Annotated in this window: 17 protein-coding genes and 1 tRNA gene; 14 read left to right on the top strand and 4 right to left on the bottom strand. The window is 73.3% G+C overall.

The window, feature by feature from the left end; all coding sequences use genetic code 11:
* Positions 1-54: 54 nt before the first annotated feature.
* The 3 genes from RE027_RS01465 to RE027_RS01455 are packed head-to-tail and all read left to right on the top strand — an operon-like array spanning position 55 to position 2,740.
* Positions 55-1,059 carry a metal ABC transporter solute-binding protein, Zn/Mn family gene (locus RE027_RS01465; protein ID WP_368806454.1) on the top strand — a complete coding sequence of 335 codons (1,005 nt, stop codon included), beginning with the start codon at positions 55-57 and terminating at the stop codon, positions 1,057-1,059.
* The gene (locus tag RE027_RS01460; RefSeq protein WP_368806453.1) at positions 1,056-1,871 is read left to right on the top strand and encodes a metal ABC transporter ATP-binding protein; all 816 of its coding nucleotides are present in this window, start codon (positions 1,056-1,058) and stop codon (positions 1,869-1,871) included. Before RE027_RS01465 ends, RE027_RS01460 begins: the two co-directional genes overlap by 4 nt.
* Complete coding sequence (locus RE027_RS01455) at positions 1,868-2,740, top strand: metal ABC transporter permease (RefSeq protein ID WP_368806452.1); 873 nt, start codon at positions 1,868-1,870, stop codon at positions 2,738-2,740. The genes RE027_RS01460 and RE027_RS01455 overlap by 4 nt, the downstream gene beginning before the upstream one ends.
* A 19-nt stretch (positions 2,741-2,759) precedes the next feature.
* Here RE027_RS01455 and RE027_RS01450 read toward each other — a convergent pair whose 3' ends face one another.
* Both RE027_RS01450 and RE027_RS01445 read right to left on the bottom strand, forming a co-directional pair.
* Positions 2,760-3,707 carry a diacylglycerol kinase family protein gene (locus RE027_RS01450; RefSeq protein ID WP_368806451.1) on the bottom strand — a complete coding sequence of 316 codons (948 nt, stop codon included), beginning with the start codon at positions 3,705-3,707 and terminating at the stop codon, positions 2,760-2,762.
* Entirely contained in the window at positions 3,700-4,131 is a 432-nt protein-coding gene (locus tag RE027_RS01445) for a Fur family transcriptional regulator (RefSeq protein ID WP_368806450.1), read from the bottom strand. The genes RE027_RS01450 and RE027_RS01445 overlap by 8 nt, the downstream gene beginning before the upstream one ends.
* A gap of 144 nt (positions 4,132-4,275) precedes the next feature.
* On the opposite strand from RE027_RS01445, the gene RE027_RS01440 reads away from it, so the two are divergent.
* The gene (locus tag RE027_RS01440; protein ID WP_368806449.1) at positions 4,276-4,938 is read left to right on the top strand and encodes an MBL fold metallo-hydrolase; all 663 of its coding nucleotides are present in this window, start codon (positions 4,276-4,278) and stop codon (positions 4,936-4,938) included.
* An 82-nt stretch (positions 4,939-5,020) separates the two neighbouring features.
* Positions 5,021-5,449 (top strand): HIT family protein, encoded by a 429-nt coding sequence (locus RE027_RS01435; protein WP_368806448.1) that lies wholly within the window; start codon positions 5,021-5,023, stop codon positions 5,447-5,449.
* An 18-nt stretch (positions 5,450-5,467) separates the two neighbouring features.
* Here RE027_RS01435 and hrpA read toward each other — a convergent pair whose 3' ends face one another.
* Complete coding sequence (gene hrpA, locus RE027_RS01430; RefSeq protein ID WP_368806447.1) at positions 5,468-9,547, bottom strand: ATP-dependent RNA helicase HrpA; 4,080 nt, start codon at positions 9,545-9,547, stop codon at positions 5,468-5,470.
* Positions 9,548-9,721: 174 nt separating this feature from the next.
* Between hrpA and RE027_RS01425 the strand changes: the two genes are divergently transcribed.
* The 4 genes from RE027_RS01425 to RE027_RS01410 all read left to right on the top strand — a co-directional run bounded on the left by RE027_RS01425 (position 9,722) and on the right by RE027_RS01410 (position 13,114).
* Complete coding sequence (locus RE027_RS01425) at positions 9,722-10,729, top strand: ABC transporter substrate-binding protein (RefSeq protein ID WP_368806446.1); 1,008 nt, start codon at positions 9,722-9,724, stop codon at positions 10,727-10,729.
* 145 nt (positions 10,730-10,874) lie between these two features.
* Entirely contained in the window at positions 10,875-11,813 is a 939-nt protein-coding gene (locus RE027_RS01420) for an ABC transporter permease (protein ID WP_368806445.1), read from the top strand.
* A 3-nt stretch (positions 11,814-11,816) separates the two neighbouring features.
* Positions 11,817-12,644 carry an ABC transporter ATP-binding protein gene (locus tag RE027_RS01415; RefSeq protein ID WP_368806444.1) on the top strand — a complete coding sequence of 276 codons (828 nt, stop codon included), beginning with the start codon at positions 11,817-11,819 and terminating at the stop codon, positions 12,642-12,644.
* A gap of 86 nt (positions 12,645-12,730) precedes the next feature.
* On the top strand, positions 12,731-13,114 hold the full coding sequence (locus RE027_RS01410; protein WP_368806443.1) for a hypothetical protein: 384 nt from the start codon (positions 12,731-12,733) through the stop codon (positions 13,112-13,114).
* Between the two features lie 77 nt (positions 13,115-13,191).
* On the opposite strand, the gene RE027_RS01405 is transcribed toward RE027_RS01410, so the two are convergent.
* Positions 13,192-13,264, bottom strand: a tRNA-Arg gene (locus tag RE027_RS01405).
* Between the two features lie 105 nt (positions 13,265-13,369).
* Here RE027_RS01405 and argS point away from each other — a divergent pair.
* The 5 genes from argS (at position 13,370) to thrB (ending at position 19,988) form a co-directional block, all read left to right on the top strand.
* Positions 13,370-15,040, top strand: coding sequence for an arginine--tRNA ligase (gene argS / locus RE027_RS01400; protein WP_368806442.1), 1,671 nt, complete (start codon positions 13,370-13,372; stop codon positions 15,038-15,040).
* Positions 15,041-15,044: 4 nt separating this feature from the next.
* Positions 15,045-16,493, top strand: a complete 1,449-nt coding sequence (gene lysA / locus RE027_RS01395) for a diaminopimelate decarboxylase (protein ID WP_368806441.1) — start codon at positions 15,045-15,047, stop codon at positions 16,491-16,493.
* Complete coding sequence (locus tag RE027_RS01390; protein WP_368806440.1) at positions 16,494-17,816, top strand: homoserine dehydrogenase; 1,323 nt, start codon at positions 16,494-16,496, stop codon at positions 17,814-17,816. It begins immediately after the preceding gene.
* A 99-nt stretch (positions 17,817-17,915) separates the two neighbouring features.
* Entirely contained in the window at positions 17,916-19,025 is a 1,110-nt protein-coding gene (thrC, locus tag RE027_RS01385) for a threonine synthase (protein WP_368806439.1), read from the top strand.
* 6 nt (positions 19,026-19,031) lie between these two features.
* A complete protein-coding gene (gene thrB / locus RE027_RS01380) occupies positions 19,032-19,988 on the top strand; it encodes a homoserine kinase (protein WP_368806438.1) in 957 nt (318 codons plus the stop codon).
* Positions 19,989-20,312 lie beyond the last annotated feature (324 nt).

Here is a 20,312-nt window from a genome sequence, read left to right as displayed (position 1 = left end):
CGACACCACGCGGCCGTCCCGGACCGGGCCCGGCCGCGCAGAAACGGATCCGCCATGACCGCACTGCCGCTGACCGCGCGCCCGCACCGTCCGCTCCGCACCTCCGCCCTGGCGGGGGCCGTGCTCCTGGGCGTGACCGCGTGCGCCGGCGGGTCCGCCGAGGACACCGCGGCCGCCGACGGGCTGACCGTCGTGACGACCACGTCCGTCTACGCCGACATCGTGCGCGAGGTCGGCGGGGACGCCGTCGTCGTGGACCCGGTCATCGACTCCACGGCCCAGGACCCGCACTCCTACGAGGCGACCGCCCAGGACCGGCTCGCGGTGGAGAACGCCGACCTCGTGGTCCTCAACGGCGGGGGCTACGACGCGTTCATGGAGGACCTGGCCGGTGCCGGGCAGACCCCGGTCGTGGAGGCCTACGAGGTCTCCGGGCACGCCGGGCAGGCCGAGGAGGAGGCGGCGGAGCCGCACGAGGGCCACGAGCACGAGGAGCACGAGCACGGCGGGGCCAACGAGCACGTCTGGTACGACCTGGACGCGATGGACGAGGTCGCCACGGCGGTCGCCGACCGGCTCGCCGAGCTCGACGCGGACGGTGCCTCCGAGTACCGGTCCAACGCGGACGCCTTCTCCGACCGGCTCGACGCCCTGAAGCAGCGGATCTCCGAGACGCCGGCCGACAACGCGGCCTTCGTGGCCACCGAGCCCGTGGCCGTCTACCTGCTCGAGGACGCCGGGCTCCACGACGACACCCCGGCGGAGTTCACGGCGGCCGTCGAGAACGGCACTGACGTGCCCCCGCTCGTGCTGCGCCGGGTGCGCGAGGAGCTGCAGGACGGCCACGTCCAGCTGCTGGCGTTCAACGCGCAGACGTCCTCGGGCCAGACCGAGCAGCTGCGCGACGACGCCCGGGCCGCCGGCGCCGCCGTCGTCGAGTTCACCGAGACCCTGCCCGAGGGCACGAGCTACCTCGAGTGGATGGACCAGAACGTCACCGCCGTCACGGAGGCCCTCACGAGCCTGCGCCCGACCACCAGCGGCACGGCCGCCGGATGAGCCACGGGGCACGCCCGGTCGTCTCCCTGCGCGGAGCCGGCCTGGCGTTCGGCGACCGCGTCCTGTGGGAGGGCCTGGACCTCGACATCCACGAGGGCGAGTACTTCGCCGTCCTCGGCGGCAACGGCACCGGCAAGACCAGCTTCCTGAAGGTCCTGCTCGGCCTCCTGCCCCTCCGGGAGGGCACGGTGCAGATCGCCGGCGGCCCGGCCCGGCGCGGCTCCGGGCGGATCGGCTACGTCCCCCAGCAGCGGGCGTTCGGGGCCGGCACCCCGCTGCGCGGGCGCGACCTCGTGGGCCTGGGCGTCGACGGGCACCGCTGGGGGATCCGGCTGCGCTCCCGCGCCCGCCGGCGGCGCGTCGACGAGCTGCTCGGGCTCGTGGGCGCCGGCTCCTACGCCGACGCCCCCGTGGGCACGCTCTCCGGCGGCGAGCAGCAGCGGCTGCGGATCGCCCAGGCGATCGCCTCGGACCCGGAGCTGCTGCTGTGCGATGAGGCCCTGCTCTCCCTCGACCTGCACCACCAGCACGCGGTGAGCGAGCTGGTGGACGCCCAGCGGCGGCGCACGGGCGCGGCCGTGGTCTTCGTGACCCACGAGATCAACCCGATCATCGAGCACGTCGACCGGATCCTCTACCTGGCCGGCGGCCGGTTCCGGGTGGGGACCCCCGACGAGGTGCTGCGCGGGGACGTCCTCTCGGAGCTCTACGGCACCCGCATCGACGTGGTGCGCACCGGCGGCCGCGTCGTCGTCGTCGGCCACCCCGACAGCTCCCACCACACGCACGACGCCCAGGAGCTGGCCCTGTGAGCCCTGCCGTGCCGGCGGCCGCGCTCGACTGGGACCGGGTGCTCTCCTCGGTCTTCGTCTTCGAGAACTACGGCGAGCTCGTCGCCCTGCTCAGCAGCTCCATCTGGGCCGGCGCCCTGCTCGGGCTCGTGGGCGGGGTGGTCGGCACGTTCGTGATGATGCGCGACCTCGCGTTCTCGGTGCACGGGATCGCCGAGCTCTCCTTCGCGGGGGCGGCCGCCGCTCTCCTGGTGGGCGCGGACGTGGTCACCGGCTCGCTGCTGGGCTCGGTGCTGGCGGCCCTCATCATGGCCGTCATGGGGCTGCGGGCGCGCGAGACGAACTCGGTCGTGGGCGTGCTCATGCCCTTCGGCCTGGGACTGGGCATCCTGTTCCTGTCGCTGTACCAGGGCCGCTCGGCCAACAAGTTCTCGCTGCTCACGGGTCAGATCGTCTCCGTGGACACCGTCCAGCTGACCGAGATGGCCGTGCTCTCCGCCGTGGTGCTGATCGGGCTCGTGGCGATGTGGCGGCCGCTGACGTTCGCGAGCGCGGACCCGGTCGTGGCCCGCGCGAAGGGCCTGCCTGTGCGGGGGCTGTCGGTCGCCTTCATGGTGCTGCTGGGCATCGCGGTCGCGCTGTCCGTGCAGATCGTCGGGGCGCTGCTCGTGCTCGCGCTGCTGATCACGCCCGCCGCGGCGGCCATGAACCTCACGGCCTCCCCGGCGCGGATCGTGGTGCTGTCCGTGGTGTTCGCGGAGCTCGCGATGGTCGGCGGGATCCTGCTCGCCCTCGGCGGGTCGCTGCCGATCAGCCCCTACGTCACCACGATCTCCTTCGTGGTCTGGATCCTCTCGCGCGCGGCCTCGGCGGTGCGCGGCCGCCGCTGAACCGGCGCCGCCGCGGGGCTCAGGCCAGGATTCGCACCGCCGCGGGCAGCACGTCCACGCGCAGGGGCAGAGGCCCGAGGCGCTCCCCGTCCGCGTAGGCCGTGACCCCCGGTGACTCCACCCCCACCGAGCGCACCCGCTCGATCCGCACGCAGTCCAGCTCCACGTGGCGGCCCGAGACCAGCCGCGGCAGCAGGGACAGCAGCCGGGCCCGGCCCAGGGGCGCCACGGTGAACAGCTCCAGCAGCCCGTCGTCCGCCCGGGCGCCGGGCACGATCGGCAGCCCGCCGCCGACCGAGGAGGTGTTGGCCACGTTCAGGAGCACGCCCTCCCGGTGCTCCGTGCGGCGCCGCCCGCCGGCGTCCTCGATGTCCAGCCGGTAGTGGACGGTGCGCAGCCGCACGAGCTCCACGAGGACCGCCAGCAGGTACTTGGCGGACCCGGTGGGGCGCAGCCACCGGTTGGCGCGCTCGTTGACCACGGCGTCGAAGCCGGCGCACAGGGCGGTCCCGAAGAAGACGGTGCGCCCGTCCGGGAAGCGCACGCGGCCGACGTCGAGGCGCCGCGGGACCGGGTCGGCGAGCCGGCGCAGGATCCGCCCCGCCGCGGCCACCGGGTCCTCCAGCGGGACCGCGAAGTGACGGGCGAGGTCGTTGCCGGTGCCGCAGGCCACCACGCCCAGGGGGATCTCCACGCCCTGCCCGGCGAGCTCCGCGAGCACTCCGAGGCCGGCCTGCACCATGCCGTCCCCGCCCACGACCACGAGGGCGCGGGCCGTGAGGGCGCGGGCCCGCAGCTCGTCGCGGACCAGCCGCAGCAGGGCCCCGAGGTCCGCGGCGCAGAGCACCACGGCCTCGTCCCCGTCGGTGCGCAGCAGCTCCGCCGCCCGGTGGGCGTCCGCCAGGGCCCGGCCGCGGCCGGCGTGGGGGTTGACCGCCAGGACGAAGGCGCCCCGGGGCTCAGCCACCGGCGCGCCGCGCGCTGCAGGCGGCGCACAGGCCGGTGATCTCGATCGTGTGGTCCACCTCGGTGAAGCCGTGGGCGGCGGCGGTGCGCCCGGCCCACTCCTCGACCGTGGGCGCCTCGAGCTCCACGGCGGCGCCGCAGCTGCGGCACACCAGGTGGTGGTGGTGGTGCTCTGCGGCGCAGCGGCGGTAGATGGCCTCGCCGTCGTCGCTGCGCAGGACGTCCAGCTCCCCGAGCTCGGACATCGACTGCAGGACCCGGTAGGTCGTGGCCAGGGAGACGGACTCGCCGCGCTCCCGCAGCAGCGCGTGCAGGTCCTGCGTGGAGATGAAGTCCTCCAGGGACGCGAGGGCCTGGGCGACGGCACGGCGCTGCCGGGTGCTGCGGACCTCCCCGGCGCCGCCTCCGCTGGTTCTCGCGCTCACGCCTCGTCCTCTCCTCGATCCGTTCCGCCGGTGCTCCGCACCGGCGGCCGCCGTCCGGTCCCGTCCGCGGCAGGCCACCAGCTTAACAAGGCGGCGGCCGACACGCCCCCGGAACCGGCCGGGGCGCCGGGCTAGGCTGGGCCCATGGAGCTGATCAAGTACACCCACTCGTGCGTCCGGCTTGAGAACGAGGGCCGGGTCCTGGTCATCGACCCGGGGAACTTCTCCGGGCCCGAGGAGCTCGCGCAGGCCCTGGACGGGGCCGACGTCCTGCTGGTCACCCACGTGCACCCGGACCACCTGGACGCGGAGCCCGTCCAGGAGCACCTGCGGGCTCACCCGGAGCTCCAGGTGCACGCCCCGGCGCCGGTGGCCGCCGGGCTGCGGCAGGCCCTGGGCGAGGGCTGCGCCGTCCACGACGCCGAGCCCGAGACGGTGCTCGAGCTGGAGGGCTTCACGGTGCGGACCTTCGGCGGCCAGCACGCGCTGATCCACCCGCTCATCCGCACGGTCGACAACGTGGGCTACCTGGTCAACGACACCGTGTACCACCCCGGCGACTCGTTCGTGGTCCCGCACGGGCGCATGGTCCCGGTGCTGCTGGCCCCGATCCACGCGCCGTGGAACAAGCTCTCGGAGGTGATCGACTTCGTCGTGGCCGTCCGCCCGCAGCGGGTCTTCCAGATCCACGACGGCCTGCTCTCGGCCAACGGCTTCGGCATCATCGAGGGTCAGCTGACGGCGTTCGCCGCGAAGTACGGGGCCGAGTACCGCCACCTCGACACCGGCGAGCGCGTGCGCCTGTAGCCCCGCCCCGCGGCGGAGGGCACCCGGGCAGCACCACCACCGACACCACCAGCACGGACACCACCACGGACGAGGAGCAGCTGTGAGCACCGTCTTCACCAAGATCATCGAGGGAGAGATCCCCGGCCGTTTCGTGTGGCAGGACGAGCGCTGCGTCGCGTTCCTGTCCATCGAGCCGCTGGGGCCGGGGCACACCCTGGTGGTCCCCCGCGAGGAGTACGACCACTGGATCGACCTGCCCGAGGACCTGGCCGCGCACCTGATGGTGGTCTCCTGGAGGATCGGCCGGGCCCTCGACGCCGTGTGGCGCCCCCGGCGGGTGGGCCAGATGATCCAGGGCTTCGAGGTCCCGCACACCCACGTGCACGTCTGGCCCGCGAACACGGTCGAGCAGTTCCAGTTCGCCAACGCGGACCGGCACCCGGACCCGGCGGCGATGGACGAGGCCGCCCAGCGGATCCGGGCGGCCCTGGTCGAGGCCGGGCACGGGAGCTCAGTCCCCCGGTCCTGAGCGGGGCCGGCGGCCGGATCAGGTGCGGGCGGCCTCCAGGGCGTCCTTGAGGGCCTTGCGGATCCGCTTCTCCGAGACGGTGTGGGCGGTGCCCAGCTCCTGGGCGAACAGGGAGACCCGCAGCTCCTCGAGCATCCACGCCACCCGGCGCAGATCCTCCGGCACCGGCGCCGAGGGCGGCAGGGAGTCCAGTGCGGCGTCGTAGTCGTCCTCGAGCTTCTGCACGGCCAGCATGTTCACGGTGTCCCGCTGCAGGTGCCCCGCGAGCTTCTCCAGCCGCACCTCCATGGCCCGCACGTAGCGGGGCAGGTGCTGGAGCTGGTCGTAGCCGGTGGCCGCCACGAACCCGGGGTGCACGAGGTGCTCCAGCTGGGCCTTGACGTCGTTGAGCGAGTTCACCGCGGCGAGGGACGGCGCCCGCTTGAGCTGCTTGCGGATCCGGGAGGCGCCGGAGAGGACCTGCTCCACCAGCGCCGTGACCTGGAAGACCGTGTCGATGAGCTCGGCGCGCACGTTCTCGTGCAGGGCGTCGTACTCGGGGCGCGTGAACGGCGGCTCGGGCGGGGTCAGCTTGTCGATCGCGGCGACCGTGCAGTCGGCGATGAGCTCGGTCACGGACCCGTGCGGGTTCTGCGTGAAGACGAGCTTCTCCTTGTTGTTGAGGTGCTCGAGGACGTAGCGCTCGGGGGAGGGGACGCGCAGCAGCAGCAGGGTGATCACCCCGCGGCGCTGGGCGGCCCGCTGCTCCTCGGCGGAGGGCAGGATGCGCACCGCCACGGTGGCGTCCCGGCCCGCGGTCCGCCGGCCCGGCTGCTGGTCCTTGCGCTCCCGCGGCCGCTCGGGGACGAGGGCCGGCCAGCCGGTGATCCGCTGGCCCGCCACGGTGGTCTCCGCGCTGCGGGGCAGGTCCGGCTCCGGCCACGCGGTCAGCCCGGTGCGCTCCAGCGACGGCGCCGCCGGGCCGGCCGCCGGCCGCGGGGCGGGGGAGGGCCGGCCCGCGCGCCCGGAGGCCCCGGACGGTGCGGCACCGGGGCCGTCGGCCGACGGGACCGCGCCCAGGGACTCGGCCAGGGCCGCCCGGATCTCGTCGTGCAGCTCGGTCTTGAGCAGCTCGAGGTCCTGGCCCTCGCCGAGCACCCGGTTGCGGCGGTCCCGCACCTCGAAGCGCATGCGCAGGTGCGCCGGGACCGCGTCCCAGTTCCAGGACCCGGGGGGCACCACGTGCCCCTTCAGCCGGCGCAGCACCAGCTCCAGGGAGGGCTCGAGGGCGTCGACGGCGGGGTCGAAGTCCTCCTGCAGCCGCTGCACGGCCTGGCGGGCGACGTCCGGGGCGGGCACGAAGTGGCGCCGCACGGCCTTCGGCAGGGACCGGATGAGGGCGGTCACCAGCTCCGTGCGGAAGCCGGGGATCTGCCACCGGAACTGCGCCGGGTCCAGCTGGTTGAGGAAGAGCACGGGCACGCGCACGGTCACGCCGTCGGCCTGCTCCGAGCCCGGGGCGAACTCGTAGGCGAGGTCCAGCACGAGCTCCCCGTCGCGGGTCCGGCGCACCCACTGGCGCGGGTACAGGGACTCGTCGTAGTCGGGGGCGTCCTCGGCGATGAGGTCCTCGGGGTCGAGGTCGAGCAGGTGCTCGTCCTGGTGCCGGGCCTTCTTCCACCACGCGTCGAAGTGCCGCGCCGAGACCACCGACGCCGGGATCCGGGCGTCGTAGAACTCGAACAGGGCCTCGTCGTCGACCCGCAGGTCCTTGCGGCGCAGCCGGTTCTCGAGCTCCTCGACCTCGGCCAGGCGCTTGCGGTTGCGCGCCCAGAACCGGTGGCGGGTCTGCCAGTCGCCCTCGACGAGGGCGTGGCGGAGGAACAGCTCCCGCGCCAGGGCCGGGTCCACCCGCCAGAAGTTGATCCGGCGCTGCGCGACCACGGGCACGCCGTAGAGGGTGACCTTCTCGTAGGCCATCACGGAGCCCTGGGCGCGGGACCAGTGCGGCTCCGAGACGCTGCGCTTGACCAGGTGCGGAGCGAGCTCCTCGGCCCACAGGGGGTCGATCGCGGCGTTGGCGCGCGCCCACAGCCGGGAGGTCTCCACGAGCTCCGCGGACATGATCCAGTCCGGGGACCTCTTGAACAGGTTGGAGCCGGGGAAGACGGCGAACCGGGAGCCGCGCGCGCCCTGGTACTCGCGCTTGCGCTCGTCCTTGAGCCCGATGTGGCTGAGCAGCCCCGCCAGCAGCGAGACGTGGATCTCCCGCTCCTTCCCGGCGGGGTCCACCTCGCGCCCCTTCCCGACCCGGATGCCGACCTGCTGGCCCATCTGGCGCAGCTGGGCGTAGAGGTCCTGCCACTCGCGGATCCGCAGGAAGTTCAGGAACTCCCGCTGGCACAGCTTCCGGAACCGCGTCGAGGACAGCTCCTCCTGCTGCTCCTGGACGTAGCGCCACAGCAGCAGCCAGCTGGTGAAGTCGGAGTTCTCGTCGAAGAACCGCTTGTGCAGCTCGTCGGCCTGCTGGCGCTTCTCGAGGGGCCGCTCCCGGGGGTCCTGGACGGTCAGCGCCGCCGCGAGGACCATGACCTCCCGCGCGCAGCCCCGCTTGTCGGCCTCCACGATCATCCGGCCCAGCCGCGGGTCCACCGGCAGCTGCGCCAGCTGGCGCCCGACCGGGGTCAGCGGCCCGCCGGCGTCCTCGTCCCGGTGCCCCCGCGGGGTGGCGCCCCGGGCCTCCTTCAGGGCGCCGAGCTCCCGCAGCAGGGCCACGCCGTCCTTGACGGCCCGGGACTCCGGCGGCTCCACGAACGGGAAGCGCTCGATGTCCCCGGGCTCCTTGACGACCCCCACCGAGGTCATCTGGAGGATCACGGACGCGAGGCTGGTGCGCAGGATCTCGGGGTCGGTGAACTCCGGGCGGGAGAGGTAGTCCTCCTCCGAGTAGAGCCGGATGCAGATGCCGTCGGAGACGCGCCCGCAGCGGCCCGCGCGCTGGTTCGCCGAGGCCTGCGAGATGCGCTCGATCGGCAGGCGCTGCACCTTGGTGCGCGACGAGTACCGGGAGATGCGGGCGGTGCCGGGGTCGATCACGTACTTGATGCCCGGGACGGTCAGGGACGTCTCGGCCACGTTGGTGGCCAGCACGATCCGCCGCCGGCCCGACGGTGCGAACACCCGGTGCTGCTCCGCCATCGACAGCCGGCCGAACAGGGGGAGCACCTCGGTGCCGGTCATCCCCCGGATCCGCTTGAGGGCGGCCTCCAGCGCCTCCTGGGCGTCACGGATCTCCCGCTCGCCGGCGAAGAAGATCAGGATGTCCCCGGGCGCCTCGGAGGCGAGCTCCTCGACGGCGTCGCAGACCGCGTCGATCGGGTCCCGGTCCTCGTCCTCCAGGCCGTCCCCGACGTCGTCGGCGTCCTGCCCGCCGTCCCCGGAGCGGGGCTCCGACAGCGGGCGCCAGCGGACCTCCACGGGGTAGGTGCGGCCGGAGACCTCGATGACCGGCGCCGGCTCGGGCGCGGCGCCCCCGTCCGTCCCGTCCGCCCCGAGGTGCTCCGGGGCCCCCGGCGCGAAGTGCCGGGCGAAGCGCTCGGGGTCGATCGTGGCCGAGGTGATGATCACCTTGAGGTCCGGGCGCCGGGGCAGGATCCGCCGCAGGTAGCCCAGCAGGAAGTCGATGTTCAGGGAGCGCTCGTGCGCCTCGTCGATGATGATCGTCGAGTACCGGCGCAGCAGCCGGTCGTGCTGGATCTCGGCGAGCAGGATGCCGTCGGTCATCAGCTTGATCCGGGAGTCGGGGCCCACCTCGGAGGTGAAGCGGACCTGGTAGCCGACCGTCCCGCCGATCTTCTCGCCCAGCTCGGAGGCGATGCGCTCGGCGACGGAGCGCGCCGCGATCCGCCGCGGCTGGGTGTGGCCGATGAGCCCCTGCTCGCCCAGGCCGAGCTCGAGGCACATCTTCGGGATCTGCGTCGTCTTGCCGGAGCCGGTCTCGCCGGCGATCACGACCACCTGGTGCTCGGCGATCGCGCGCATGATGTCCTCCCGGCGCGCGGAGACCGGGAGGTTCTCGGGGTAGACGATGGCGCGGGGGCTGCTGAGGGATGCTGGCATGACCACTCGATCCTACCGGGGACGAGGACCCCGCACGGCGCGGCGGCGGTGGACGATCGGGCCCGGACGGCCCGCGGCCGGAGCCGTTTCGTCACCAGTTGTGAGCCGGGTCTCATTTGCCGAACGAACGGCAGGTAACATCCCTGGCATCACCCGTTCCAGAAAGGACACACCATGAAGCGTCTGTTCCCGTTGACGGCGGCCCTCGCCTCCTCCGCCCTCCTGCTCACGGGGTGCGGCGGGTCCGACACCCCGGGCGCCGCCGGCTCCGGGGAGTCCGGGGCGGCCGTCGAGGAGGCCACCGTCGGGATCAGCCAGTTCGTGGAGCACCCCTCGCTCGACGCCGCGCGCGAGGGCTTCGTCGCCGCGCTCGAGGAGGGCGGCTACACGGAGGGGGAGAACCTCACCCTCGACCTGCAGAACGCCTCCGGCGACCAGGGGACCTCCACCACCATCGCGTCGAACCTCGCGTCCTCGGACGCCGACCTCGTCCTGGCCATCGCCACGCCCTCGGCGCAGGGCGTCGCCCAGGCCGTCACCGACCGGCCCGTGCTGTTCACCGCCGTCACCGACCCGGTGGAGGCGGGGCTCGTCGAGTCCCTGGAGAACCCCGGCGGCAACATCACGGGCACCACGGACATGAACCCGGTCGCCGAGCAGATCGCGCTGATCAAGCAGCTGGACCCGGAGGCGGAGTCCGTCGGGATCATCTACAGCTCGGGCGAGACGAACTCGCAGGTCCAGGTGGACATGGCCAAGGAGGCCGCCGCGGAGGAGGGCCTCGAGGTCGTCGAGAAGACCGTGACCAACACCTCCGAGGTGGCCCAGGCGGCCGAGTCCTTCGACACGGACGCGATCTACGTCCCCACCGACAACAAGGTGGTCTCCGGTCTCGAGGCGGTCATCTCCGCCGCCGAGTCCAAGCAGATCCCCCTGATCGCCGGCGAGGGCGACTCCGTGGAGCGCGGAGCCCTCATCACGCAGGGCATCGACTACGAGCAGCTCGGGCGCCAGACCGGGGAGATGGCCGTGCGCATCCTCGCCGAGGGGGCGGACCCCGCCTCCATGCCCGTGGAGTCCCAGGAGGAGACCGAGCTGGTCATCAACCTCCGGGCCGCCGAGCGGATGGGCGTCGAGGTCCCCCAGGAGCTGCAGGACTCCGCCGACCAGGTCATCGAGTAGGCTCCGGGCCGCACCCGCGGCGCGGCCCGGTGCCCGGTGACCCCGGGCGCCGGCCCGTCCGGCCCCACCCCACCCCAGCCGGGGCGCGCCCGCCCGATCGGCGGACGCACCCGGTGCCCCACCAAGCAGAACGGATCCACCAGAAGTGATAGCCGGTATCGAACTCGGACTGCTCTACGCGGTCATGGCGCTGGGCGTCTACCTCACGTTCCGGGTGCTCGACTTCCCCGACCTGACGGTCGACCAGTCCTTCACCACGGGCGCCGCCACCACGGCGATGATCATCCTCGGCGGCGGCAGCCCCTGGCTCGCCACCGCCGCCGGCTTCGTGACCGGCGCGCTCGCCGGGCTCATCACGGGCCTGCTGCACACCAAGGCCCACATCAACGGGCTGCTCGCGGGCATCCTCACCATGACCGCCCTCTACTCCGTCAACCTGCGCGTGATGGACGGGCGGGCCAACCTCTCCCTCCTGCGCGAGGACACGATCTTCACCCCGCTCGCCGAGCTGGGCGTGCAGGGGACGTGGACCGGCATCGCGCTGTTCCTGCTGGGCGTGGCCGTGGTCAAGGTGCTGCTCGACTGGTTCCTCTACACGGACGCCGGGCTCGCCATGCAGGCCACCGGCGACAACCCGGACATGATCCGTTCCTTCGGCGTGAACACGGACCACCAGAAGATCCTGGGCCTGTGCCTGTCCAACGGCCTCGTGGGCCTGGCCGGGTCCCTCGTGGCCCAGTACCAGGGCTTCGCCGACATCGGCATGGGCATCGGCCTGATCGTCGTCGGGCTCGCCTCCGTGATCCTCGGCCAGGGCCTGTTCGGCTCGCGCACCGTGGTCGTCGCGACCCTCGCCGTGGTCCTCGGCTCGGTCGTCTACCGCCTGGTGATCACCGTGGCGCTGCAGGCCGGGCTCAACCCGTCCGACATGAAGCTGATCTCCGCGGTCCTCGTGGTGCTCGCGCTCGTGGTCCCGCAGCTGCAGTTCTTCCGGCGCCGCCGGGAGCGGCACATGGCCAGCCAGGCGGCCCGCCTGGTCGACGACCTGACCGACACCCCCGCGACCACGAAGGCAGGTGCCTGAGCCGTGCTCACCATCGACAACGTCCACAAGACGTTCTTCGCCGGGACCGTCAACGAGCGCCGCGCCCTCGCCGGGGTGTCCCTCACCCTGCAGGAGGGGGACTTCCTGACCGTCATCGGCTCCAACGGCGCCGGGAAGTCCACGATCCTCAACACGATCTCGGGCAGCCTCATCCCGGACACCGGCACCGTGCGCGTCGACGACGCCGACGTCACCCGTCTGCCCGAGCACAAGCGCGCCCGGTACCTCTCCCGGGTCTTCCAGGACCCCATGAAGGGCTCCTCGCCGACCATGACGGTCGAGCAGAACATGGCCATCGCCCTGCAGCGCGGGAAGTCCCGGGGGCTGGTGCCCGGACTGACCGGCAGCCGCCGGGAGCTGTTCCGGGAGAAGCTCGCGAGCCTCGAGCTCGGTCTGGAGAACCGGCTGGGCGCGAAGGTCGGGCTGCTCTCGGGCGGCCAGCGCCAGGCGCTGTCCCTGCTCATGGCCACGTTCTCCGAACCGCGCATCCTGCTCCTCGACGAGCACACCGCGGCCCTCGACCCGCAGCGCGCGGACCTGGTGTCGCGGCTGACGGCGGACATCGTGGCCGAGCAGCACCTGACCACGGTGATGGTCACGCACAACATGGAGCAGGCGCTGCGCCTGGGCAACCGGCTGATCATGATGCACGAGGGGCGGGTGCTCTTCGAGCTCGACGCCGCGCAGAAGGGGTCCATGACGGTGCCCGGCCTGCTGGAGCAGTTCCGCCGGCTGCAGCCGGGGGCCGAGCAGGGCGCCTTCGACGACGCTACGCTGTTCGAGAGCGTCAAGACCGAGGACGGTCGCTGACCGGCGGTCCACGACCGGCGCGGGCGGGCCGGATCCGGCCCGCCCCGTCCGCCCGCGAGAACCCACCAGCCCAGGAGGCCACGACCGTGCCCGAGCCCACTCAGGAGCAGCGCGCCCGCCGCCGACGCACCGGGGGGTGGATGGTGGCCCTGGGCGTGGTGGCGCTGTTCCTCTCCACGTTCACTGTGCCCGAGGCGATCCACCACCTCGCGCGGGCCTCCGCGGTGGAGGGCGCCGGGCTGGGCACGCGCGGGGTCGTGGTCGCCGTCGTGGGCGCCGTGACCCTGCTCGGCGGAGGGGCCCTGGCGGTCACCGGGTTCAACTGGCGCCGGTCGCTGGGGGAGGGCCCCCACCCGGAGGACCTGCTGCTCGACGAGCAGTTCGGGGACGGTCCCGTGCTCCCCTACGACCCCGACGGGTTCCGCCACGGGCCGGGGCGGCCCGGGGAGGACCCCCGCGAGCGCGACTGACGCGGCGGCGGTGCGCCCGCCCGCGGGCACGAGAAAGGCCCCGGACCGATGCGGTCCGGGGCCTTCGTCCTGCTGGGTGCCCGCGGTAGGATTCGAACCTACGGCCTTCTGCTCCGGAGGCAGACGCTCTATCCCCTGAGCTACGCGGGCCTTTCACCGCCTCGGCGATGAACCTCGACGATACTAGCAGGTTTTCCGGGGCTGTCGTCGACCGCCCGGCACGGGCCCTGCACGACGCCCGGTTACACTGGTCCGGTGACTCCAGAACAACTTTCTCTCGCCGTATCCGCATGCCTGCAGGACGCCGTGGCCCAGGGCGAGCTCGCCCTCGGCGACGGCGCCGAGCTGCCGGAGGTGCGGATCGAGCGGCCGAAGAACCGGGAGCACGGGGACTGGGCGACCAACATCGCCATGCAGCTCGCCAAGAAGGTGGGCCGTGCGCCCCGCGACGTCGCCGCCGTCGTCCAGGACCGGCTGCAGGGCACCGCCGGCGTGGCCGCCGTCGACGTGGCCGGCCCGGGCTTCCTCAACATCACCCTGGACGCCGCCGCCGCCGGCGGGATCGCCCGCACGATCGTGGAGCAGGGCGAGGCCTTCGGCACGGCGGACTCGCTGGCCGGGACGTCCATCAACCTCGAGTTCGTCTCCGCGAATCCCACCGGCCCGGTCCACCTGGGCGGCACCCGCTGGGCCGCGGTGGGCGACTCCCTCGCGCGGGTGCTCGAGGCGCAGGGCGCGCAGGTGCTGCGGGAGTACTACTTCAACGACCACGGCGCACAGATCGACCGCTTCGCCCGCTCCCTGCTGGCCCGCGCCCAGGGCGAGCCCGCCCCGGAGGACGGCTACGGCGGGGACTACATCACCGAGATCGCCGAGCGGATCGTCGCCCAGCACCCCGGCGTGCTGGACTCCGCCGACCCCCAGGAGGGCTTCCGGGCCGCGGGCGTGGAGCTGATGTTCGCGGAGATCAAGTCCTCGCTGCACGAGTTCGGCGTCGACTTCGACGTGTACTTCCACGAGCAGTCCCTGTTCGGGAACGGCGCCGTCGAGGGCCTGCTCGAGCAGCTCAAGACCTCGGGCGCCCTGTACTTCGCGGACGGCGCGTGGTGGCTGCGCTCGAGCGCCTACGGCGACGACAAGGACCGGGTGGTGATCAAGTCGGACGGCCAGGCGGCCTACATCGCCGGGGACATCGCCTACTTCAAGGACAAGCGCGACCGCGGCGCCGACCTGTGCATCTACATGCTCGGCGCCGACCACCACGGCTACGTGGCGCGGCTCAAGGCCGCCGCGGCCGCGCTGGGGGACTCCCCGGACCGCGTCGAGGTGCTCATCGGCCAGATGGTCAACCTCGTGAAGGACGGGGTGCCCGTGCGGATGTCCAAGCGCGCCGGCAACGTCGTGACCATGGAGGACCTCGTCGAGGCCGTCGGCGTGGACGCCGCCCGGTACTCGCTGACCCGCTTCTCCGTGGACTCCAACATCGACATCGACCTGGACCTGCTGACCCGCCGGTCCAACGAGAACCCGGTCTTCTACGTGCAGTACGCCCACGCCCGCACCTGCGCCGTCGGGCGCAACGCCGAGGCCGCCGGGGTCGCCCGCACGGACGCCGACGGCGAGGCCGTGTTCGACGCCGCCCTGCTCGAGCACCCGATGGAGGGGGAGCTGCTCGCGGCCCTGGGGCAGTACCCCTCCGTGCTCGCGCAGGCCGCCGAGTTCCGGGAACCGCACCGGGTGGCGCGCCACCTCGAGGTGATCGCCGGGACCTACCACCGCTGGTACGACGTCTGCCGCGTGGCCCCCCAGGGCGACGACGACGTCACCGACCTGCACCGCACCCGCCTGTGGCTCAACGACGCCGCACGCCAGGTCCTGGCCAACGGCCTCGGAGTCCTCGGCGTGTCGGCCCCCGAGAGGATGTGACCGCATGACCGTCGACCGGACGACCCGCACCGAGGACTCGCCCCTGGCACCCGAGTGGCTGAGCGTGCCCGAGGACCTCGACGCCCTCGACCCCGCCATCTGGCCCGGGGCGTTCCACCGCGACGCCGACGGCGTGCTGACCGTCTCGGGGATCCCCGTCACGGAGCTCGCCGAGCGCTACGGCACCCCCTCCTACGTCTACTCCGAGGACACCTTCCGGGCCCGCGCCCGGGAGTTCCGCGAGGCCTTCACCGAGGCGTTCGCACGGATCGGCGCGGAGGTCTCCGTCTACTACGCCGGGAAGTCCTTCCTGACCACCGAGGTCGTGCGCTGGATCCGCGACGAGGGACTCAACGTCGACACGTCCTCGGGCGGGGAGCTGGCCGTCGCCCTGCGCGGCGGCATGGAGCCCGCCCGGATCGCGCTGCACGGCAACAACAAGTCGGCCGCCGAGATCACCCGCGCCCTCGACAACGGGCTCGGGCGGATCGTCGTGGACTCCCTCGGCGAGATCGAGCTCGTGGCCCACCTGGCGCGCACCCTGGGGGTCGTGGCGCCGGTGATGATCCGGGTGACCCCGGGGGTGCACGCGTCCACGCACGAGTTCATCGCCACCGCCCACGAGGACCAGAAGTTCGGCCTCTCCCTGGCCGCCCCCGAGGACGGCGGGGACAGCCCCGCGATGCAGGCCGTCGCGGCGTGCGTGGTGGACCCCGCCCTCGACCTGCGCGGCATCCACTGCCACATCGGCTCCCAGATCTTCGACGCCGACGGCTTCGGGAAGGCCGCCGAGCGGGTGCTCGCCTTCATGGCCCGGGCCGACGAGCGCTTCGGGCTGACCCTGCCCGAGCTCGACCTCGGCGGCGGCTACGGCATCGCCTACACCGAGGCGGACACCCCGCGGCCGGCGCGCGAGATCGCCGAGTCCCTCGCGGACCAGGTGGCGTCCACGGCGCGGTCCCTGCGGATGGCGGTCCCGCACCTGTCCATCGAGCCCGGACGGGCGATCTCCGGGCCGTCCGCCTGCACCCTCTACACCGTGGGCACGCTGAAGACCGTGACCGTCGAGGACGGCGCCCGGCGGCGCTACGTCTCGGTGGACGGCGGGATGAGCGACAACGCCCGTCCCGTGCTCTACGGCGCGGACTACACGGCCGTGCTCGCCAACCGCCGCGCGGAGGGCGCGCCCGTCCTGTCCCGGGTGGTCGGCAAGCACTGCGAGTCCGGCGACATCGTGGTCCGCGACGTCTACCTGCCCGCGGACCTCGCGCCGGGCGACGTCCTGGCCGTGCCGGCCACGGGCGCCTACTGCTGGGCGCTGGCCAGCAACTACAACTGGATCGCCCGCCCCCCGGTGGTCGCCGTGCGCACCGACGCGGACCGGCCCGGGGCACGGCTCATCGTGCGGGGCGAGACCGAAGAAGACCTGTTCGCCCGCGACCTGGGAGCCTGATTGAGCGACTCGACACCTGAGACCACCCGTCCGTCCACGACCGTGAAGGTGGCCCTGCTCGGGGCCGGCAACGTCGGTGCCGAGGTGGCCCGGACCCTCCTCGAGCACGGCGACGAGTTCGCCGCCCGCGTGGGCGCCCCCATCGAGCTGACCGGCATCGCCGTCCGGGACCTCGCCGCCCGGCGGACCGTGCAGCTGCCCGAGGGCCTGTTCACCACCGACGCCGAGGCCCTCATCGACGCCGCGGACGTGGTCATCGAGCTCACGGGGGGCATCGAGCCGACCCGCAGCCGCATCCTGCGGGCCCTGCACGGCGGCAAGCCGGTGATCTCGGGCAACAAGGCGCTCATCGCCCGGCACGGCCGGCAGTTGCAGGACGCGGCCGACGCCGCCGGGGTGCCCCTGTCCTACGAGGCCGCCGTGGCCGGGGCGATCCCCATCGTGCGCCCCATGCAGGACTCCCTCGCGGGGGACCGGGTGGACCGCGTGCTGGGGATCATGAACGGCACCACCAACTACATCCTCGACCAGATGGACACCACGGGCGCGCAGTTCGACGACGCCCTCGCCGAGGCCCAGCGGCTGGGCTACGCCGAGGCGGACCCGACCGCCGACGTCGAGGGCCACGACGCCGCCGCGAAGGCCGCGATCCTCGCGTCCCTGGCCTTCCACTCGACCTTCACCATCGACGACGTCTACTGCCGCGGCATCACCGGTGTCACCGCCGCGGACGTCGCGGCCGCCCGCGAGGCCGGCTACGTCATCAAGCTGCTGGCGGTGTGCGAGCGCTGCCCGGGCGGCGTGAACCTGCGCGTCACCCCGACCATGATCCCGCGGGAGCACCCGCTGGCCGGTGTGCACGGGGCCTACAACGCGGTGTTCGTCGAGGCCGCGAACGCCGGGTCCCTCATGTTCTACGGCGCGGGCGCGGGCGGGGCGCCCACCGCCTCGGCCGTGCTGGGCGACTTCGTCTCGGCCGCGCGCCGGCTCGTGCTCGGCGGCCCGGCCCAGGGAGCGGACCCGCACGCCCAGCTGGCCGCCGCGCCGATGGACGACGTCCGCACGAGCTTCTCGATCACCCTGACGGTCCAGGACCGGCTCGGCGTCCTGGCGCGGATCGCCCAGGTCTTCGCAGACCACGGCGTGTCGATCTTCACGATGCAGCAGACGGACCACCCGCACGGCGATCCGCAGCTGTCCGAGATCCGGCTCGTGACCCACCGGGGCGCGAACAAGGACCTCGTGGCCACGGTGGACGCCCTGCGCGAGCTGCCCTTCGTCGAGGACGTCGCCGGCGTCATCCGCGTGGAGCACGCCGACTGAGCCCGCCGGGGGCGTCCCCGCGGGCGGCGCCCCCACGTGCCCCGAGGCACGAGCACCCCCCACCGCACCTCTCGCACTCCACAGGAAGAGATCCAGCACATGGCACACGTCTGGCAGGGCGTCATCAACGAGTACCGGGACCGGCTGCCGGTCACCGGCTCCACCGAGGTCATCACGATGGGGGAGGGCGGCACGCCGCTCGTCCGGGCCCGCGCCCTGTCGGAGCTCACCGGCAACACGGTGTGGCTGAAGTTCGAGGGCATGAACCCGACCGGCTCGTTCAAGGACCGGGGCATGACCATGGCCATCACCAAGGCCAAGGAGGAGGGCGCGGAGGCCGTCGTGTGCGCCTCGACCGGCAACACCTCGGCGTCCGCCGCGGCGTACGCGAAGCAGGCCGGGCTCACCTGCGCGGTGCTCGTGCCCGAGGGCCGGATCGCCATGGGCAAGCTCTCCCAGGCCGTGGCGCACGGGGCGGACATCATCCAGGTGGACGGCAACTTCGACAACTGCCTGGAGGTCGCGCGCAAGCTCTCCGAGTCCTACCCGGTCTTCCTGGTGAACTCCGTGAACCCCTACCGGATCGAGGGTCAGAAGACCGGTGCCTTCGAGGTCGTCGACACCCTCGGCGACGCCCCCGACTACCACCTGCTGCCCGTGGGCAACGCGGGCAACATCACCGCCTACTGGAAGGGCTACCAGGAGTACGCCCGGTCCTACGACTCCCCGACGGCGGGGGAGCTGCCCGCCGTGTCGACGAAGCTGCCCGTGATGTGGGGCTTCCAGGCCGAGGGCGCCGCCCCGCTGGTGCTCGGCCACCCCGTGACCGAGCCCGAGACCATCGCCACCGCCATCCGGATCGGCAACCCCGCCTCCTGGGACTCCGCGATCGCCGCCCGGGACGAGTCCGGCGGGCTGATCGGCTCCGTCTCCGACGACGAGATCGTCGCCGCCCACCGCTGGCTCTCCGCCCGGGAGGGCGTGTTCGTGGAGCCGGGCTCCGCCGCGGGCGTGGCCGGGCTGCTGCAGAAGCACGCCGCGGGCGAGGCCCCCACGGGGAGCACGATCGTCATCACCGTGACCGGTCACGGGCTGAAGGACCCGCAGTGGGCGATCAAGGCCGCCGAGACGGAGGACCCCTCGCTCGTGGAGCCCAAGCACGTGCCCTTCGACGTGGTGGCCGTGGCCGCCGCCCTGGGCCTGGAGTAGGCGCCGGTGTTCGAGATCGGGCAGCGGGTCGAACTGAGCGTGCCCGGGTCCACGGGCAACGTGGGTCCGGGCTACGACAGCCTGGGTCTGGCACTCGGCCACTACGACGACCTCGCCGTGACGGTGACCGAGGGCGGACTGGAGTTCGAGCTGCACGGCGAGGGCTCGGCGTCCGTGCCCCGCACCGCGGATCACCTGGTCGTGCGCGCCATGCGCGCAGCCTTCCGCGCCGCGGGGGTCGAGCAGCTGCCGGGGCTGCGGCTCGAGGCCACCAACCGCATCCCGCACGGGCGCGGCATGGGCTCGAGCGCCACTGCCGTGGTGGCGGGCGTGCTGGCGGCGAACGCGCTGCTGCCCGCCGGGCGGGCCCTCGGTGACACGCAGCTGCTGCAGGTCGCCGCCGCGATGGAGGGTCACCCGGACAACGTGGCCCCGTCGCTCTACGGCGGGCTCGTCATCTCCTGGTCCGGGGCCGACGGCTACTGCAGCGCCCCCGTGGCGGTCCACGAGGACATCGTCCCCGTGGTCGCCGTCCCCGACTTCGAGGTGCCCACCCGCCTCGCCCGGTCCCTGCTGCCCGCGACCGTCCCCCACCACGACGCCTCGGTCAACGCCGGGCGGACGGCCCTGCTCGTGGAGGCCATGACCCGGCGCCCCGAGCTGCTGCTGCCGGCCACCGAGGACCGGCTGCACCAGCCGTACCGGGCCGCGGCCATGCCCCCGAGCGCCCGGCTCATGACGGCCCTGCGCGAGCGCGGGCTGCCGGCCATGATCTCCGGGGCCGGCCCGACCGTCCTGGTCCTGGCCGCGGGACAGGAGCAGGCGGAGCAGGCCGAGCGGGCCCTCGCGGAGCTCGTCCGGGACGGCGCCGGGGCCGACCCGGTCTCCTGGCGTGTCCTCCGTCTGCGGGTCGACGGGCAGGGTGCTAAGCTGGTGAGGCACCCGCAGAAGATCCAGGGGTAGGAGACCGCGTCCGGCGCGGTGAGGACAGCGGGCATCATGAGGGGCGTCGCCCCGGGCGGATGCCCTCGGTGCCTCGCCTCCACCGCCCACGATCCTCCGGTGATCCCCCGCCGGCACCGGATTCCACGATGCCGACGGCGCACCGGCCCGCACAGACACGGGCCGGGGCGCACCACGATCTGACGGATGACACCATGTTCGCCCAGGCTGCCGCGCCCTGAAGTGCGCCCCGCCGCCGGCGGCCCGCGTTCGCGGCCCGCCGGGAACCCATCACGGTCCTGGACTCTGAGATCCACGGACCCCCCACCGAGGGAGAAGGACACT

Source organism: Kocuria sabuli, assembly GCF_040981185.1.
GTDB lineage: Bacteria > Actinomycetota > Actinomycetes > Actinomycetales > Micrococcaceae > Kocuria > Kocuria sabuli.
The sequence above is the reverse complement of the archived record's forward strand: the minus strand, read 5'-3'. Positions and strand labels throughout refer to the sequence as shown.

What these genes read in the sequence shown, in the direction of transcription:
- RE027_RS01465 (WP_368806454.1), top strand. Translation starts at nt 55, where the DNA reads ATGACCGCACTGCCGCTGACCGCGCGCCCGCACCGTCCGCTCCGCACC.
- RE027_RS01460 (WP_368806453.1), top strand. Translation starts at nt 1,056, where the DNA reads ATGAGCCACGGGGCACGCCCGGTCGTCTCCCTGCGCGGAGCCGGCCTG.
- RE027_RS01440 (WP_368806449.1), top strand. Translation starts at nt 4,276, where the DNA reads ATGGAGCTGATCAAGTACACCCACTCGTGCGTCCGGCTTGAGAACGAG.
- hrpA (WP_368806447.1), bottom strand. Translation starts at nt 9,547, where the DNA reads ATGCCAGCATCCCTCAGCAGCCCCCGCGCCATCGTCTACCCCGAGAAC.
- RE027_RS01425 (WP_368806446.1), top strand. Translation starts at nt 9,722, where the DNA reads ATGAAGCGTCTGTTCCCGTTGACGGCGGCCCTCGCCTCCTCCGCCCTC.
- lysA (WP_368806441.1), top strand. Translation starts at nt 15,045, where the DNA reads ATGACCGTCGACCGGACGACCCGCACCGAGGACTCGCCCCTGGCACCC.
- thrC (WP_368806439.1), top strand. Translation starts at nt 17,916, where the DNA reads ATGGCACACGTCTGGCAGGGCGTCATCAACGAGTACCGGGACCGGCTG.